The organism is Bacillus cereus group sp. N21 (assembly GCF_016483395.1).
Taxonomy (GTDB): Bacteria; Bacillota; Bacilli; order Bacillales; family Bacillaceae_G; genus Bacillus_A; species Bacillus_A pseudomycoides.
On the sequence record NZ_JAEHBX010000028.1, the window covers coordinates 16529 to 33628 of the forward strand.

The following is a 17100-nucleotide window of genomic DNA, read 5'->3' on the forward strand; positions in this document are numbered from 1 at the left end:
ATGCTTTTTTCAAACTTTGCAACAGAACCATTCGTTTGGTTTTTTTGATAATATCTAAACGTTATTATAAAATGTTTATATATGTGTAAACGAAATGAATTTATGTTCATTTATATTCATAAGAGATAGGAAATGTTAATAACAATAAAGAAATGGGTATACCACCAACAAAGAGCTGCAAAAAGAATGGAACCAGTACGGAAAAGATGCTTTCATGATTGACATACTAGAAAAATAGAAAAGAAGAATTATTAGCTCTTGAAGAAAAGTTACAACCATATGGAGAACGGGGTTATAACCAAAAATATTCTTAAAAAGGGGAGAAAATTATGGAACAAAGAAAGTATCCAGTAACACCTCAAGATCGAATGAATTATATATTAGGTCTTTATTCTGCAAATCAACAAATTAATGCAGTTCTTTATTTTCCTGTAGATATATCAAAGAAAATACTTGAACAATCAGTAAGGATAACGTTACAATTGCAGCCGGTTTTGAACAGCCGTTTTGTAGAAAGTGATATTCCTTACTGGGAGGAACATTTATCTGGTACTAACTCACCTATTTGTCTTTTTGCAGAAGGAAATGATCAAGAACTTGAAATGATGGCAATAGATTTTATTAAGGAATCTGGAGATCGTATTCAGGGGCCTATGGTTCAAACAAAATTATTACGAGGCACTACAACAAATATGTTAGTTGTGAAATTATCCCATCTATGTTCAGATGGTGCAGGAGTCAAGGAATATATTAATTTGCTGGGAGCAATTTATACTCAACTTTACCTGGGAAAATCTAAGGATCAAATTATAAAGGAATTTGGTGAGGGGAATGAGAGTTTTCGTGATCAATCACCTGTTTTCAAATATGCTGGAATACCAGACGTAAAAAGTGCCTATCGTCCTAACCAAGAACAACAGGCATCGTTATGGTCTTTTCCATCTCAACCGAACAAAAATATATACCCAAAAATGGCGGTACAGCGGTTGAGCCATGAGCAAACTCTACGTCTAATCCAATGGACAAAAGCACAACAGGCTACCTTGAATGATACAATCATGACTGCATACTTCCGAGCTTTATCACGTTTCACTGTGTATGCAGAACCTCGCACCGCAGAAAAAATGATTGGTTTAACAATTGATTTACGCCGATATCTTCCTAATCATACAACTGGTGCTATTTGCAACTTATCCGGTATGGAAATGCCAGTGATTAAAATGGAAGATGATGAATCATTTAATCAGACTCTAGCTCGAGTCAAACAATCAATGGATAAAATAAAATCTCAAAATCCAGGTCTTTCTTCAGCAGCAGGAATGGAGCTACTGGCAGGTATAAAGCTATCTGCGGTGAAAGAAATGTATAAGCAGCAATACGAACAGGCTTTACAGATGGGGATGGCATTGCCGTTACTTACAAATTTCGGGGTGATAGCAGATGAACCTATTAAGTTTGGTGAAGTTCAAGCTGAGGACGGGTATATGACATCACCTATTATGTATGCACCATTCTTTACAATGGGGGCAAGCTCTTATAATGGAAGACTTACATTTACGATTGGTTATCATACGCCGGATACATCAAAAGAAAAAGTAGACCAATTTTTAGAAAGTGTGGTTAATCAACTATCATAATTGTAATAATCATTACGTAATAGGGGTATCACCCCACACCCAACAAGCTAAGCTTGTATAAGTTTAATTTTACGTGAGATTTTTCTTTTTTCTAAAAGAGAGTTTTGGCTTAAAGAAGATAAATTTTCAATGGATTATTGCCATGAATATATTGATAAAGTTCATCAATATATTTGTAGAAAGGAGGAACTAAAATGAAGAAAGATGATAATAAGATTGGTCACTTTACATCTGAAAAAGGAAAGGAAGACTTTCAAATTGCCTACGATGAATCAATGGCACTTCTTCCAAAGCCTAACGATACGAGAGATATAAAAACTAAATATGGCACAATTCGTGCTTATTACTTTACTAAAGAGGAAAACAAACATAAGGAACCAATACTCTTACTCCCTGGACGTGGTGCATCTACTCCAATGTGGGTACCCAATTTAGAAGGGCTAAGGGAGAAAAGGCCTGTTTACACGATAGATTTACTCGGTGAACCTGGAATGAGTGTGCAAACGAAGGTGATTGAAAACCAAAAACAACAAGCAGAATGGTTAAATGAAGTAATTGAAGGATTAGGTTTAGAAAAAGTGCATATCGTAGGTGTCTCCATTGGCGGTTGGACAACAATGAATTTGGCCAGATATAATCCAGAGCATATTGCTACGGCTAGTTTATTGGACCCAGTCTTTGTATTTGCGCAAATGCCCATAAAGATGATTCTAGCATCTATTCCAGCTTCCGTCCCTATTGTACCTAAGTTTATAAGAGAAAAGATGTTAAGCTATGTATCTGGAGGAGCAGAAACAAATGACGATGAGCCTATTGCTAAATTAATCGAGTCGGGTATGCGTAACTATAAACTTAAAACGCCAGCGCCTGATCTATTTAGTAAAGAAGACTTAAAAAATATCAATGTTCCGGTGCTTGCATTAATGGCTGAAAAAAGTACAATGCACAATTCAGTAAAAGCAGTTGAAACTGGGAAAAAATATGTTAAAGATATCGATATAGTTAACTGGAAAAATGCATCTCACGCAATCAATGGTGAGTTCTCTAACGAAGTTAATGCCAGGATCCTTGATTTTGTAGAAAAACATTCTAATGACAACTAAGTTGAAAGTGGAAAATATGTTGTAATAACAACTTTACACTTTCATTTTTCATAATCGGTATAAAAAAGGGACAGATTGATTTAAGGAATCAGTCTATCCAAAATCCAAAAGAGTTCATCCACCAAGTGTTTGGACTTATAGCATAAAATACGATTTCACTAGGAATCTACTATTATCCGCGTTCTTCTTCATATATTTGCACCAGAACCGAAAATGACGTACCCATTTCCAAATAGCTACTTCCAACAATCTATCTCAAATGATTTACATATTTTCTTTCAACATTTTTATCATTTTATCCTATAAAAAAAGACTGATTTAAAGATTTCCTCTTCAAATCAGTCCTTCTCATCATTTCGGTAATTCAATTCGAAACGTCGTACCTTCCCCTCTTATACTCTCCACTGAAACTTTCCCATGGTGTAATTCAACAATTTTTTGCACAATGGATAAGCCTAAGCCACTTCCTTCCACATTACGAGCCCTCGCTGTATCCACCTTATAAAACCGATCAAAAATCCGCTCTACTTCTTCTTGCTCCATACCAATCCCGCTATCTGAAATTGAAATCACTACACTCGCTTCTAATTCTTCTACAGCAAATCCAATCGTTCCACCACTATCTGTAAACTTAATACTATTTGTAAAGATATTTGTCCAAACTTGATGAAGTAAATTTTCATCGCCTCTTACATTTATGCTAGGTACGTCAAATTCAACCGCTATGTCTTTTTCACGCCATTTCCATTCCAACATAAAAATGACATCTTTCATTTGTTTGTGCACATCAAATTCTTTTATTTGAAGAACCTTTTCCTCTTTATCTAAAGAAGCAAGCGTAAGTAACTGCTTACATAAACTAGACATCCGCTTACTTTCACCCTCAATAATTTGTAAATAACGTTTTCTTTCATCTTCTGTCATCTTTTCTGACTGTAGAGTTTTAGAAAAACCTTGAATCGAGGAAAGTGGAGATTGAAATTCATGAGACACGTTAGAAACGAACTCTTGTCTCATTTGATCTAACTCTTTTATACTTTTTGTCATTTTTTTAAAACTCGTAGATAATGTTCCAATCTCATCTTTTCGCCCTTCTTCTAATTCAATATCATATTCACCATTCGCAATTTTTTGCGTCGCTTTTGTAAATATGCGAATCGGACGAACGATATACCGCGCTGCGATTGCAATAAAAACGATACTTAATACAACAATAAATCCAAGCAATACCGCTAAGAAAATCCTCATTTCGCCGAATTGTTGCTGAATATCAGGACGAATAAATAAGGCATATTGCTTATCACCATGTTTCAGCGGAACCCCTACGCTATTAATTAATTCATTATCAAAAAAGCCTGTTATAAATAGACGAGTTGGATAGGTAGAAACACCATTGTATGTTTTCCCTTGTAAGACTTTGTCAATGGTAGCATCACTAATCTTTATAGTCCGAAAAGCATTTCCAATTCGTTTCCCCTGTTTTTGATCATCTACTACATAAATCTCATAACCTAATTTCGCAATAGAATGTAAATACTCATCCTTATTTTCCTCAGTCTGTTTTTCATATAAATGTTTTACTTCCTCAGCGTAACGTAAAATCTTTTCACTATTATACGGTTTTAATTTCACTTGATAATAAACATTGGTTAATAAAAAACCAATGATGCTACTAAGAAGCATAATCCCAATCGTAATCAATGCAAATCTAGAATAAAGTGACTTCATCTTATTTCAGCTCCAACTTATAACCAAGTCCACGTACCGTTTTAATTTGAAAATCATCTGTTCGTTTTGAAAAACGATCTCGAAGACGTTTAATATGAACATCGACTGTCCGTTCATCTCCTTCAAAGTCCATCCCCCAAACAAGTTCAATCAACTCTTCTCTTGAAAACGTTCTTCCAGGATACCCTGCAAGTTGTGATAACAATTCAAATTCCTTTAAAGGAAGTAAAATCGTTTGGTCATTACATTTTACCTCAAAGCTTTTTCTATCAATCATTGTTCCGTGAAGCGTGATAACGTCCGCACTCAGCATTTGATAACGACGAAGTAAAGCTTTCATACGGAAAATAACTTCCGCTGGTTCGAATGGCTTTACAATATAATCATCTGTTCCTGAAATAAATCCTTTTTCTTTATCCACCAATTGATCTTTAGCAGTTAATAAAATAACAGGTATATCATGATACTTTCTAATTTCTTCGCACAAAGTATATCCGTCAATAAATGGCATCATGATATCGACAACGGCCAGGTGAATATTTTCTTTTTCTAATATGGATTGCGCTACCTTTCCATCCTCAGCTTCAAAAACTTTATAGCCTTCCTTTTGTAAGTGGTAATGTAATAATTCTCTAATATGCCCGTCATCATCCGCTAATAAAATATGTATCATATTCGTTAAATCCTTCCTTGTTTATCCTTCTACACTATTACATTAAGAAACAATTGTGTTTTTTGCAAGAAAAAGCCCGCATTTAAAATTAAATATATACAAATATTAACAAATATTACAAATGAAAGCCTGCACCTTCGATTACTAAGTAATTTTCGATACAGGCTTTTTTATTTAACCTTAGCTCTCCGTTCGTTAAGCTGTAAAACCCGAAAAACCGCTTGTTTGTAGGCGCTAAAAAGACCGAGCAAGACGGAATCCAAGGTCGTCAATGCAAAATGTCAGATGGCTACGACGACGACACGAAGCCCCACACCCCCTGGCCTCTTCAGCCCAGCTACCTCCTCGGAAAATTCGGTAAGATCCGTACACTTGTTCATCATATAAATCAAAGCACCACTCCCAAACATTCCCTAACATATCATATAGACCCCATGCATTCGGTTCCTTTCTTCCTACTTCATGGATTTTGCCCCCTGAATTTTCATTGTACCAGGCAATCTTATCAAGCTCTCCATATCTATAACCAGTAGTCCCTGCTTTACATGCATATTGCCACTCTGCTTCTGAAGGAAGTCGATAACCGTCAGATTCCCAATTACAAATAATGTTTTCACCATCATTACTTATAGAATAACACTCTTTCAGTCCAGCTTTCTGTGAAAGTAGATTACAAAAAGAAATTGCATCATTCCAAGAAATATTCACAAATGGTTTTAGATCTCCATCAAAAGAATTGGATGACTTATTTGTAATAGCATAGTATAGATCCATAGTTACAGGATACCTTGCAAGAAGAAACGGTCTTATTTCAACTTTCCATTTGCTTTTTATTCTATCGTCTCTTAATTCTATTTCTCCCCCTGGAATTTTCACCATCTGATTGTCAATGTAACTCATTATTTCATTTGACACTCCCATTTCCTCCTAACAATCTTAATGCCGTAAATTTCATTACATCTAGAACCATTAGATCAATACAAAAATCATGTTGTTTTTGTAGATAACTACCTGTTATCCATTCATACAGCACAGGTACTACACCATAGAAGATGAAAATGGATAGAATGTGTTCATACTATTTTATGGTTGGAAGAGGAATTTCAATCAACTACGGTACTTTAGAAACTATCCCTTAGTTGAAGAAAGAATAGTTTATAGCGTATTTTCATAAGTCGTCAATTATTACTATGTATCTTTAATTTATACTTATAGTTTAAAAAAGATAGTAGGGATATTTAATCCTTACTATCTTTATTCCTAATCTTATGTCTTTTTGTTTAATTTAAAGAATGTATGAAAAGCCCACTACGAAGCTTCGGTTCAAACCAAGTGGACTTTGGTGACATAACTTCCCCCGCATCAGCAATTGCTAGTAAATCTTCCATTGATGTAGGATATAAAGCAAACGCTACTTTATAATCACCACGATTTACAAGGCGCTCTAACTCCTCTAAACCTCGAATACCACCAACAAAATCAATGCGGCTATCTGCACGTGGATCGTGAATTTGTAATACTTGACTCAATAAGTGATCTTGTAAAATAGAAACATCTAAACGTTTTACAACATCATAGGCATCAAATGTTTCTTCTTTCACAGTGAGTTTATACCACCCCTGATCTAAATACATGCCAAATGATTTTGGTTCAGTTGGTTTATATGGAGATACACAAGCTCTTTCTACATAAAAATAGTGTGAAATTTGCTGTAAAAATTGGTCCTGTGATAAACGATTTAAATCTTTCACAACACGATTATAATCCCAAATTGATAATTCATCATGAGGGAATAAAACAGATAAAAAGAAATTAAATTCTTCTTCTCCTGTATAGTTCGGATATTGTTCCCTACGCATTAACCCAACTTTCACAGCAGATGCTGATCGATGATGTCCATCTGCAATATATAAAGAAGGGATCTCTTCGAATGATTCTACTAATGCAGAAATCGCATCAATTTCTGCGATTTTCCATATTACATGCTCCACACCGTCATCTGCAGTAAATTGATAAATTGGCGTGTGATTTTTTTGCCACGTTGCAATTAACTTTGTTACGTCTTCTTTCGCACGATATGTTGAAAAAATTGGACCTGTATTCGCATTACATATATCAACATGACGAATGCGATCTTGTTCTTTTTCATGACGGGTCCGCTCATGCTTTTTAATTGTATTATCAGTATACTCATCAATTGACGTACAAACGACAAGTCCAGACTGCGTTCTCCCTTGCATTGTTAATTGATAAATATAAAGACATGGCTCTTCATCTTGAATCAATACTTCTTCTTGCATTAAACGTTGTAGATTTTCACTTGCCTTTTCATATACACTGTTATCATATGGTGAAACAGCCGGATCTAAGTCTATTTCAGCTTTATCAATATGCAAAAAGGAATATGGGTTTCCCTTTACAACTTCTCTTGCTTCTTCACTATTTAACACATCATACGGCAGTGCTGCAACTTGTGCAGCTTTATCAGATACTGGACGAATTGCCCTGAATGGTCGAATTGTCGCCAAATCTCTCTCTCCTTTATACAATCATTCGAACAGCTACTACACCTGTGATTTTCTTTATGTTTTCAACTACATTTTCTTTAATTATATCATCAATTCCATTATCGATATCAATCATTGTATATGCAAAAGAGCCTTTACTACGATTTATCATATCAGCAATATTAATATGATGTTCCGCTAAACATCCTGTAATTTGCCCCACCATATTCGGAACGTTTTGATGCATAATCGTAATTCGTTTCTTTCCGACATAAGGAAGTTCTACATTTGGATAATTTACTGAATTACGGATATTTCCTGTTTCTAAATAGTCTCGTAATTGACGAGCAGCCATAACTGCACAATTCTCTTCAGATTCATACGTTGAAGCTCCAAGATGGGGTGTTGCCGTTACATTTCTCATTTTTATTACATTTTCATTCGGAAAATCAGTTACGTAATGATTAATAATCCCTTCTTCTAAAGCTTTTGCTAACGTAACTTCATCCACAAGTTCTCCTCTTGAGAAGTTAAAGAGACGGACACCTTTTTTCATCGTTTGTATAGCGTGTTCTCCAATAATACCTCGCGTTTGATCTGTCAGTGGAATATGCAATGTAATATAGTCACATGTTGCAAAGATTTCATCTAAACTAAATGCACGTTGTACATGTGTTGATAAGCGCCATGCTGTTTCAACAGATATATATGGATCGTATCCAACGACATCCATACCAAGAGATAATGCGTCATTTGCGACAAGGGCACCAATAGCACCAAGTCCAATAACACCAAGTCGTTTTCCCGCTATCTCTGAACCAACGAATTGTTTTTTTCCTGCTTCTACAAGCTGCGGAACTTTTTCACCTTCTAATCCCGCTGTCCAACCAACCCCACTTATAATATTACGTGATGACATAATAAGACTGGCAAGAATAAGTTCTTTCACTGCATTCGCATTTGCCCCTGGGGTATTAAAAACAACGATACCTCTTTCTGTACAACGTTCTACAGGAATGTTATTTACACCAGCTCCTGCTCTTGCAATTGCCTTTAAATCTTTTGAAAATTCTTCTTGATGTAAGGAAAAACTTCGAAGTAGTATACCATCTGGATGTTCTAAGCCTTCTCCAACCTCATATCGCTCTCCACCAAAAATTTGCAAGCCCTTTTCAGCAATCTGATTTAATGTTTGAACGCGAAACATTTCCCCATCTCCCTATCTATTCTCTAGCTCAAAATCCTTCATGTAATCTACTAATTGTTGAACACCTTCTACCGGCATTGCATTATAAATACTCGCTCGCATGCCACCAACTGAACGATGGCCTTTTAATGTAACAAGCCCCAGTGTTTTAGCTTTTTGTAAAAATTGCTCATTTAAATCATTGGATGGTGTTGTAAATGGAATATTCATAAGCGAACGATATGCAGGATCAACCGGTGAAGTAAATAATTTTGATTCATCTAAGAAATCGTATAGAAGAGCTGCTTTTTTTCTATTTTGTTCTTCAATCGCGGATACGCCGCCCTGCTCCTTTAACCATTCTAATACTAGCTTCGTCACATAAATACTAAAGGATGGTGGTGTATTATATAAGGAATTATTTTTACTGTAAGTTTCATAGTTTAACATTGTCGGACAAGAAGTATCCGCTTTACCAATTAAGTCTTTTCTAATAATTGCAATTGTTAGTCCTGCTGGTCCTAAATTCTTTTGTGCTCCTGCATAAATGAAACCAAATTTCTCTATATCGTATTCTTCAGATAAAATATTTGAAGACATATCAGCAATAAGTGGAATATTCTCTAATTTCGGCAATTGAATATATTTCGTTCCTTCAATCGTATTATTCGTTGTTATATGTACATAATCTAGTTCTTTCGGAATCATTGAAACATCAACATGTGGAATCGTTGAAAAATGATTTTCTTCCGATGAAGCAATAACTTCTACTTCTCCAGTTTTCTTAGCCTCCTGTAAGGCTTTCTTAGACCATGACCCTGTAAGGACATATCCAGCTCTTTTATGTTCATTCATTAAATTTAATGGAACCATTGAAAACTGTAACGATGCCCCTCCCTGTAAAAATAGCACGTCGTAATTCTCAGGAATGTGCATCAATTCACGAAGCAAGCTACTTGCTTCATCTATAATATTTTGAAACTCTGAAGACCGGTGACTCATTTCAATAACAGACATGCCTGTCCGGTTATAATTCAAAAGCTCCCTTTGCACTGTTTCTAAAACTGGCAAAGGGAGTATAGATGGTCCTGCCGAAAAATTGTAAACTCTCTCCATCAACTGTATGACCTCCCTGTTTCTATATTCATTAATTTTTAAACTTTCTGAATTATAACCTATATAAAATATACGGTCAATTTGTTTTGCTTTATTAGGGTGCAAGACGCAATGGAACCGTTTGCAGATGCATTTACTTTTATAAACATACAAAAAAGTGTTAAGCATTTTATCTCGCTTAACACTCCATTCATAAATTTATAAGAGCTAATTGTCCGTAAAGAACCGATCATAAATTTGATAAAGAGCAGAAAGACCAAAAAGCCAATAAATGGTATCAACAAGAGCTGGTGTAGAACCAAACCATTTCTCAACTACATTATAATCCAGCGCAACAAACAACCAATTCAAACCGCCAAGAATCACCAGAATTACTGTAAGGTAAGACAAAAACTTCATTATGATTGCCCCCTAGGTGATAAAATGGTGAAAGGCCTTTCACTAAAATATATGTAACAAATCAAAAAACTTTCTTATTTTTTAATTAAATTTATCACACATTAACGAGCAGTAATATCCCTTCCTCAGCATTCAGCAAAAACTAAAAGGAGGACATTTGTCCCCCTTACTTGTTATATAAAAGCAAACAATGTAACCTATATGATTTTATTTTGTTCCTACTGCAATACCTTGTGTATCAATTTTCGTAATTAACTCATGATATCTCTGCATCTCTCGCTCACTATTATCCCAACTTTCACCGTAAATGTGACTTATTTTTGTTGCTCGGATTTCTAAAAGAAACGAGCCCTCCTCATCTTGCAATAATACATATGTAATTGTTCCTTCTTTATAAAATTTAGTTGGATGTGCATTTTTTAATTTCTCGACACTAGGTTGGCCAACCTTTCCCATCACAACTGGAACATAACCTTCTTCAACAAATTGCTGAAGGGATTTCTCACTAAAATCACTTCTTTTTAATGAATATAAAATAGATTCCACCGTATACTTATTGAATTTTTCTTTTTGTTCTTCGAGCGCTCTATCCTGATATTCAACAATCGATTGTTTTGTTTCTTGGCTGATATGTGGCGTTGTATTTCCGGTTTCCCTCTGATACAGGTTGTATAATTTTTCAGCACGATAAATAAGAGTAAACGAGAAAATAATGACTAGACAGATTCCCCATTTATTATACCGTGGAGATTTAATATCTGAATACGATTGAATTTGTTTATGTTCTTCAGACGATAATTGTGATCGAGCAACCGTGGGCGCTACCTCTGCGACTTGTTGTTTTTCAAACATGGCTTCTTTTCCCCAAAAACTTGCTAATTGCGACTCAATCTCTTCTGGTGACAGCTTTTGTGTCGATACATTTACAGGCTCTACTTTCCCAACTTCACGTGTCATTTTAGAGATTTCTCGATCTCTAATAGATTGATTCTGGCGCAGATTCGTTCTCCAATCCGAAGGCATACTTAGTCCAGCTTCTTTATATATCTTCCCTTTAATGATAGAAGAAACAAGACACATCACAAGAACAACAAAATAGATAATACCTGCATACCCTCCTATCACATATATAGGAAGAATAAGCCATCCAATAAAACTTAATACGATTAAAAAAGTATACACATACCGATTTAGATCATATACAAATCCAAATAACGAGCAAAATTTAGAAAAAGCTCGTACTAAAATTTGTGAAAATCCCATAGTAAAAGCACAAAATTTATTTTTCGTTACAATTGTATCTTTATAAATCCCTCTAACGTCTTCATCATTTGGATCTAGTTTCATCGCAGTTTCAGCTAGCATTCTTGCTTTTTTAAAATTCCTCTTCTCCTTCGCTATACTTGCAAAACAGAAAAGATTCGTTATATTTTCTGGATTTAATTCTAAAGCACGCTTTTCAGCCTTTAATCCCTCTTCTTTTCGTTTTGGGAAATGTTTCAAAAGGATATAAGCATATCTACCTACATACGTTTCATTTTCAGGGTCTAATTCCATCGCCTTTTCTAGGTAAACAAGTACATTCTTCATTCCTTCAAGATGCACGACAGCTTCGCTCATATAGAAATAATATGGTCCCTCTTCAGGGTAGTTTCTTATACCAATTTCCGCTATTTCTCTTAATCTTGTAAAATTACTTTGCGCAGTAAAAATATCTAATCCTGCTAAAAGAACAAATTCATTTAAGTGATCTAATTTAAGCGCTTCTTCTATATATTCACTTGCAATATCACTTTCATGAAGCCCATAGAAATATACATAGCTTAAGCTGAGATATCCATAAACATCTTCTGGATCTTCCCTAACCATAAGTTCCGCTTCTTCTTTGGCACGCTCAACATCACCAAGTTTCAGCAAATAATAAACCCTTCTAAAATTGTCTTCCATTCCCTCATCCCCTGCTTCTTACCTGCTATTTCAATCTGTGTTCTTTCATATAATCTAGCACTTTATCAAAATCCTTATTCACATCGCTAAATGTCGCATAATTTTTTGCTGTTGAAAACCAATCTAAAGTCGTTGGCTGACGTTTTTTCATCGCTTCTAGCAAGTCTTCATTTGAAAGAGGTTGTAATTGCCCTGTTTCAAATGAACGCTGAATCGCTTGATTAATCGCATCCTCAACTAAATATGTTAAATCGGCACCCGAAAAATGCTCTGCATACTTTGCGACCAAATCAAGCTGTAATTCTGTTTTCGGCTTATCTTTTGTTTTCAAATCCAGTATTGTTAATCGTTCCTCATAAGTCGGCGGTGCAACAAAAACAAGAGAATTAAAGCGTCCTGGACGGCGTAATGCAGGGTCAATATACCATGGTGTATTTGTTGCACCAATAATATAAACTCCTTCATTAAAAGAATTACTTCCATCCATTTCTACTAGCAATTGATTTACTAGTGTCCGCTGATGATGGGAACCCATTTTTTGTCTATTCCCTCCAAATGCATCTAATTCATCAATAAACAAAATACATGGCTTTGTTCTCCGTGCTTCCTCAAAAATCTCATGTAAATTTTTCTCAGACTCACCCGTCCACATAGAAAGTATAGCTTGCAGTTCCAAATGAATAAAATTCGCATCAATTTCCCCAGCTACCGCACGTGCTAAAAATGTCTTCCCGCAACCAGGCGGTCCATAAAATAATAAGCTTCCACCTGTTTTCTTACCAAACGCTTGAAAGTATTCAGGATTTTTAATTGGCATAATAAAATCCATATTAATTTTCTTCTTAATCTCTTCCATTCCGCCAACATCGGCGAAAGTCATTTTACTTTCTTCAACTTCCACCATTCTATTTTGTTCTCTATCAAAAGAAATCACCTTAATTTTTTTGCGATATTTCTCCATTTCATCCATCTTCTTATCCATTCCCCTCTAAATAAACACTTTGATTCTAACTAATGTTGTCATGGTGTTTGTAGAGTGAATCTCTCCAAAAACACCATAAAGAATAGCTAATACAACTCATTATTATAAAAATGAAATATTCCAAAAAACATCATAGCAAATAAAGTTTTTATGCGTTGTCGTATTTCGTCGAATACAACAAAAAAAGGGACCATCCTCCTATCCCTTTTTACATAGACCTATCATCTATCATTTTCCCTCTTGTCTCTTCTCACCTTATGCGTTTCTAAATCTGCCAACCTCACTGGAATTGGTAATCTACTTTCTTTCCCGATTAAATTCGACACAATTTGAATACTCGTATCTAAATCGATATTATTTCCACAAGAAACAAAAATAGGTTTTACATTCTCCTTCGTTCTTAAAACTCTTCCATATACCTCGTCATCGATCATAATATCACTAAAAGCAAACTCCTTATTCTTTGGCACTATAAAATCAACATCTTTAATCTTAAGATAACTTTTCGCTACACCGATTGTAGGTTTTTGTAAGAAAAAAGAAGCATGTGTCGCAATCCCCATATGTTTATAGTGTAAATAGCCATTTCCATCGAACATGAATATATCTGGATTAGAAGTAAGCTTTTTAGTTGCCTCTATTACTAAAGGTAACTCACGGAATGCTAAAAAACCTGGTATATACGGTACCGTTACCTCCCCATAACTATAGACCTTCTCCACTTCCTTCTTCGTATGATAATCAATAACAACAATACAGCAAGTTCCATAGTGCTTATCATCTTTTTCCCAATAAGCTAAATCTACTCCAGCTATTAAACTTACATCTTCTAGATGAAAGTTATTTTTCAATTCAATTCTATGTATCAATTTATCTTGAATTTCAGAAAATTCTTTTTCTGAATGTAGATTAAATGAATGTATTTCTCTAACTTCCATGTTCTCATCCTCTTTTTTCTATTTTTATTGTATTATTTATATGGAACTGCCCCTATGTACTTCATTGTATAAAAATCTTCGTTTTTATTTGTTATTTCACCACTGTATTCATAGTTATAGATCATAATAATCGTGTTGTACTTCATCTCTAATATATTCGAAGTAAATCTTTTCATCTGCGGTATCACAACTTCTTCATAAGAACATCCTGCTAGTAAAGTTTCTAGATGATCACTTCGCTTTAAATAAAATTCTTTTTCAATAAAGTCCTCATCAATATCATACATACAAATATGAAAATCCTTTATAAATGGTGATGGTATGGAATCACCATCATCTGTATATTTTATACTGAAATAATCCTCTAAAAAATCTTGAGATTCCATATTTCCTAGCCATAATGAGACCACACCTTCTTTTTCCATACATACAAACTCCATTCATATATAGTTTCTCAGTACACAAAAGTAATTCTTAAACCCTCTACATACTACGCTTCAAAACCAATCACAATCCATTCATCTACTACATCCCAAAAATCAACATTATATTTTGGCTGATTGTTTGCAAACCATAATGTAGCTTTATCATATTTGCAATTGTTATAATCAATAGCTACATAACCGCCCGCTCCACTTTTAAAAAATCCAAAAGTTGTTTTCAAATCAATTTGTAAGTTCTCCTCTAATTCTTCAATAATTCCCCACTCATCATCATCAAAATAAGTAACACATTCAAAAGGCACTAATCCCATAGCACCGCTCGCATAATAATAAAAACCATTATGAACTTTTTCATAAAACTTTCGAACTGAAATGGGAATTCTATCCCATGAAACTTCTAGCACTTTATTATGAAATGTATCCATAGGATTTCCTGCTTCATAATACACTATTTCACCATCCGACGTCTCCAGTATATATAACATCGAATACATGCCGTTATTTTCTATTAACTCCACATTGAAAAGGTGCTCTTCCAAATATGAGATTGTGTTTCTTAATTCTTTCCCTACGTATGTTCTCCAAATCTCTAAAACCATTTTTATTCTCTTGTTGCTATCGTGTTCTTTAAAAATTTCATACCAAATACTAGGTATGACCTTATTATCTATTTTATCTATTGATTGAAGCTTTACATTTCTTTTATATTTTCTTAAAAATGCAAGTTTTGGTTCCATATAGCCGTCCCCTTTCATTTCTACTTCTCTAAAGTAAAAAGGTTTTCACCACTAAATACCTTTAAACTAATCTATTCAATTCTAACAGTTTATACCATTCGTCATCTTTACTTCCAATGGGATTCATTATTCCACCCGCTTCAGCAAAAGACAGCCCAATATCAATATATTTGCTTCCTAAAAAATAATTTTCTAAAAAACTGCTAAAATCACCGTAGGATTCAATAACAAAATTTTGATCAATTAAATCTCCAAACAAACAAGATACTTCACCATCAATTTTATTTATAAATAATGGATAATTTTCTACTGTTCCTATACAAATCCATTTATCAGCACCATCTGGCATATCTTCCACATAAAACTGAATACTTTCAAGTTTTTGATGGCCGTATACAGTAATTACTCCACCATTCAATATATTGTATTTTCCTGCAATAAAATAATAATCTTTTAAAATATGATCTTCTAATTTTTCATCTATTTGGTTTTCTTCTTCCACAATTTCACCAATAACCAAACTAAATGGATCATCACCTAAAATATCTTTGACTAATTCTATTTTTTCTAATACTGATTTACTCATATCCATTACCTCTTAACTTATATTTCGAATTGAATCCTATATAATATATACTTTCATTAGAGCATTGAAATGAGTTCTGCTAAACTATTACTAATAACTTCAAAAGTCCCCTTTTCATAATCTTCTATCTTCACTTGTCCATTTTCATTATCTACAACTACCAAAAGCCCGTTACATTCCATACCTATAGGAATATTTTCCAACTCATTATGGTGCGCTTTTTTATAACCTTGTAAAAAGATATAGAAATCTCGAAGTTCAATTCCTGGTATAACGGGATTTAGCTCTATGTTATACTCTAAATAACTACCTGCTAAATCTAAAAACCAGTAGGAATTATAATATTCTTTAATCGAATGATGTAATTGTACTGCTAATTTCTTTTCTATATCAGAAAAGTCATGAAATAAATCTTTTTCTATAGGCTTCCAAAAAATATATTCCTCTGTATCTGGTTCCCCTACATATATAAAAGAATCTGCTTCTTCTATCCATACGGATTTTGGTAATGAATGATTATAGTTTTTCCATTCCTTAAATAATTTATGAAAATACTGCTCCATTTCTCTTTTCATTTTCACTTCTCCCAAACCATTATCTATTCCCTACTTAATACAATTCACTAATAAGTTCAGTACAACTTCGTGTAGCATAATATCCATTCTCTCTTTGTACAGAATCTATCTGGCTACAAGTTATTACTCCTCTTTAGAGTATGCTATTTTAATGGTACAAAAACTCGATAACTTCTTCTGTTATATTATCAATAAAATAACATTTCCCATTCTCTACAACTAATTGTATGTCACTTCCAACCGGAAAGGAATAAACCGCTAGAATAGCAGGTTCAATTTGGGCTACTGTATTAAAATCGCATACTACTAAATTATTCGGATCGTTTACGTAATCGTCATCATCAATATCCGAAAAAAATCTCCATCCATTATCAACACTATTTACAGATTCATCTCTAACCAACCATTTCAATTTTCCATTTCCATCTAAAATATTTTTCGATACGATACAGCCGCCTGCATGTTTGATAAATTCTGACTTTACGTAATTGGACATATTCCCTCACCCTTTCTGTGGCTTCTTTTTATGATTTATTCTATTCC

Annotated in this window: 17 protein-coding genes and 1 pseudogene; 3 read left to right on the plus strand and 15 right to left on the minus strand. The window is 34.2% G+C overall.

What is annotated here, in order from left to right:
- Positions 1-329 precede the first annotated feature (329 nt).
- The 3 genes and pseudogenes from JDS96_RS16475 to JDS96_RS16485 all read left to right on the plus strand — a co-directional run.
- Positions 330-1637 (plus strand): condensation domain-containing protein, encoded by a 1308-nt coding sequence (locus JDS96_RS16475; protein ID WP_199667424.1) that lies wholly within the window; start codon positions 330-332, stop codon positions 1635-1637.
- 194 nt (positions 1638-1831) lie between these two features.
- Positions 1832-2740, plus strand: a complete 909-nt coding sequence (locus JDS96_RS16480; protein WP_006095442.1) for an alpha/beta fold hydrolase — start codon at positions 1832-1834, stop codon at positions 2738-2740.
- A gap of 59 nt (positions 2741-2799) precedes the next feature.
- Positions 2800-2886 (plus strand): annotated as a pseudogene (locus JDS96_RS16485) (IS6 family transposase); the annotation flags it as partial.
- 205 nt (positions 2887-3091) lie between these two features.
- On the opposite strand, the gene JDS96_RS16490 reads toward JDS96_RS16485, so the two are convergent.
- The 15 genes from JDS96_RS16490 to JDS96_RS16560 form a co-directional block, all read right to left on the minus strand.
- Complete coding sequence (locus JDS96_RS16490) at positions 3092-4468, minus strand: sensor histidine kinase (protein WP_199667425.1); 1377 nt, start codon at positions 4466-4468, stop codon at positions 3092-3094.
- A 1-nt stretch (position 4469) separates the two neighbouring features.
- Positions 4470-5141 (minus strand): response regulator transcription factor, encoded by a 672-nt coding sequence (locus JDS96_RS16495; RefSeq protein ID WP_199667427.1) that lies wholly within the window; start codon positions 5139-5141, stop codon positions 4470-4472.
- A 234-nt stretch (positions 5142-5375) separates the two neighbouring features.
- Complete coding sequence (locus JDS96_RS16500; RefSeq protein ID WP_199667429.1) at positions 5376-6062, minus strand: formylglycine-generating enzyme family protein; 687 nt, start codon at positions 6060-6062, stop codon at positions 5376-5378.
- 359 nt (positions 6063-6421) lie between these two features.
- Positions 6422-7669 carry a DUF1015 domain-containing protein gene (locus JDS96_RS16505; RefSeq protein ID WP_199667431.1) on the minus strand — a complete coding sequence of 416 codons (1248 nt, stop codon included), beginning with the start codon at positions 7667-7669 and terminating at the stop codon, positions 6422-6424.
- Between the two features lie 13 nt (positions 7670-7682).
- Positions 7683-8855, minus strand: coding sequence for a phosphoglycerate dehydrogenase (locus JDS96_RS16510; protein ID WP_199667433.1), 1173 nt, complete (start codon positions 8853-8855; stop codon positions 7683-7685).
- Between the two features lie 12 nt (positions 8856-8867).
- A complete protein-coding gene (serC, locus tag JDS96_RS16515; protein ID WP_199667435.1) occupies positions 8868-9950 on the minus strand; it encodes a 3-phosphoserine/phosphohydroxythreonine transaminase in 1083 nt (360 codons plus the stop codon).
- A gap of 207 nt (positions 9951-10157) precedes the next feature.
- A complete protein-coding gene (locus JDS96_RS16520; RefSeq protein WP_016115354.1) occupies positions 10158-10349 on the minus strand; it encodes a DUF378 domain-containing protein in 192 nt (63 codons plus the stop codon).
- Between the two features lie 207 nt (positions 10350-10556).
- Positions 10557-12296 (minus strand): tetratricopeptide repeat protein, encoded by a 1740-nt coding sequence (locus JDS96_RS16525; RefSeq protein ID WP_199667437.1) that lies wholly within the window; start codon positions 12294-12296, stop codon positions 10557-10559.
- A 25-nt stretch (positions 12297-12321) separates the two neighbouring features.
- Entirely contained in the window at positions 12322-13266 is a 945-nt protein-coding gene (locus tag JDS96_RS16530; RefSeq protein WP_033796253.1) for an ATP-binding protein, read from the minus strand.
- A gap of 233 nt (positions 13267-13499) precedes the next feature.
- The gene (locus JDS96_RS16535; RefSeq protein WP_199667439.1) at positions 13500-14216 is read right to left on the minus strand and encodes an endonuclease V; all 717 of its coding nucleotides are present in this window, start codon (positions 14214-14216) and stop codon (positions 13500-13502) included.
- A 32-nt stretch (positions 14217-14248) separates the two neighbouring features.
- Positions 14249-14641 (minus strand): immunity 22 family protein, encoded by a 393-nt coding sequence (locus JDS96_RS16540; protein WP_199667441.1) that lies wholly within the window; start codon positions 14639-14641, stop codon positions 14249-14251.
- Positions 14642-14706: 65 nt separating this feature from the next.
- Positions 14707-15396, minus strand: a complete 690-nt coding sequence (locus JDS96_RS16545; protein ID WP_199667443.1) for an SMI1/KNR4 family protein — start codon at positions 15394-15396, stop codon at positions 14707-14709.
- 61 nt (positions 15397-15457) lie between these two features.
- Positions 15458-15982, minus strand: a complete 525-nt coding sequence (locus JDS96_RS16550) for a hypothetical protein (RefSeq protein WP_199667445.1) — start codon at positions 15980-15982, stop codon at positions 15458-15460.
- Between the two features lie 56 nt (positions 15983-16038).
- A complete protein-coding gene (locus JDS96_RS16555) occupies positions 16039-16557 on the minus strand; it encodes a SecY-interacting protein Syd (RefSeq protein ID WP_199667447.1) in 519 nt (172 codons plus the stop codon).
- 148 nt (positions 16558-16705) lie between these two features.
- The gene (locus JDS96_RS16560) at positions 16706-17053 is read right to left on the minus strand and encodes a DUF2185 domain-containing protein (protein WP_199667449.1); all 348 of its coding nucleotides are present in this window, start codon (positions 17051-17053) and stop codon (positions 16706-16708) included.
- Positions 17054-17100: the final 47 nt, after the last annotated feature.

Coding starts and splice junctions, on each gene's coding strand:
- JDS96_RS16480 (WP_006095442.1), top strand. CDS start 1,832: ATGAAGAAAGATGATAATAAGATTGGTCACTTTACATCTGAAAAAGGA.
- JDS96_RS16500 (WP_199667429.1), bottom strand. CDS start 6,062: ATGGGAGTGTCAAATGAAATAATGAGTTACATTGACAATCAGATGGTG.
- JDS96_RS16555 (WP_199667447.1), bottom strand. CDS start 16,557: ATGAAAAGAGAAATGGAGCAGTATTTTCATAAATTATTTAAGGAATGG.
- JDS96_RS16520 (WP_016115354.1), bottom strand. CDS start 10,349: ATGAAGTTTTTGTCTTACCTTACAGTAATTCTGGTGATTCTTGGCGGT.
- JDS96_RS16560 (WP_199667449.1), bottom strand. CDS start 17,053: ATGTCCAATTACGTAAAGTCAGAATTTATCAAACATGCAGGCGGCTGT.
- JDS96_RS16475 (WP_199667424.1), top strand. CDS start 330: ATGGAACAAAGAAAGTATCCAGTAACACCTCAAGATCGAATGAATTAT.
- JDS96_RS16550 (WP_199667445.1), bottom strand. CDS start 15,982: ATGAGTAAATCAGTATTAGAAAAAATAGAATTAGTCAAAGATATTTTA.
- JDS96_RS16495 (WP_199667427.1), bottom strand. CDS start 5,141: ATGATACATATTTTATTAGCGGATGATGACGGGCATATTAGAGAATTA.
- JDS96_RS16510 (WP_199667433.1), bottom strand. CDS start 8,855: ATGTTTCGCGTTCAAACATTAAATCAGATTGCTGAAAAGGGCTTGCAA.
- JDS96_RS16540 (WP_199667441.1), bottom strand. CDS start 14,641: ATGGAAAAAGAAGGTGTGGTCTCATTATGGCTAGGAAATATGGAATCT.
- JDS96_RS16535 (WP_199667439.1), bottom strand. CDS start 14,216: ATGGAAGTTAGAGAAATACATTCATTTAATCTACATTCAGAAAAAGAA.
- JDS96_RS16525 (WP_199667437.1), bottom strand. CDS start 12,296: ATGGAAGACAATTTTAGAAGGGTTTATTATTTGCTGAAACTTGGTGAT.
- JDS96_RS16490 (WP_199667425.1), bottom strand. CDS start 4,468: ATGAAGTCACTTTATTCTAGATTTGCATTGATTACGATTGGGATTATG.
- JDS96_RS16545 (WP_199667443.1), bottom strand. CDS start 15,396: ATGGAACCAAAACTTGCATTTTTAAGAAAATATAAAAGAAATGTAAAG.
- JDS96_RS16530 (WP_033796253.1), bottom strand. CDS start 13,266: ATGGATGAAATGGAGAAATATCGCAAAAAAATTAAGGTGATTTCTTTT.
- serC (WP_199667435.1), bottom strand. CDS start 9,950: ATGGAGAGAGTTTACAATTTTTCGGCAGGACCATCTATACTCCCTTTG.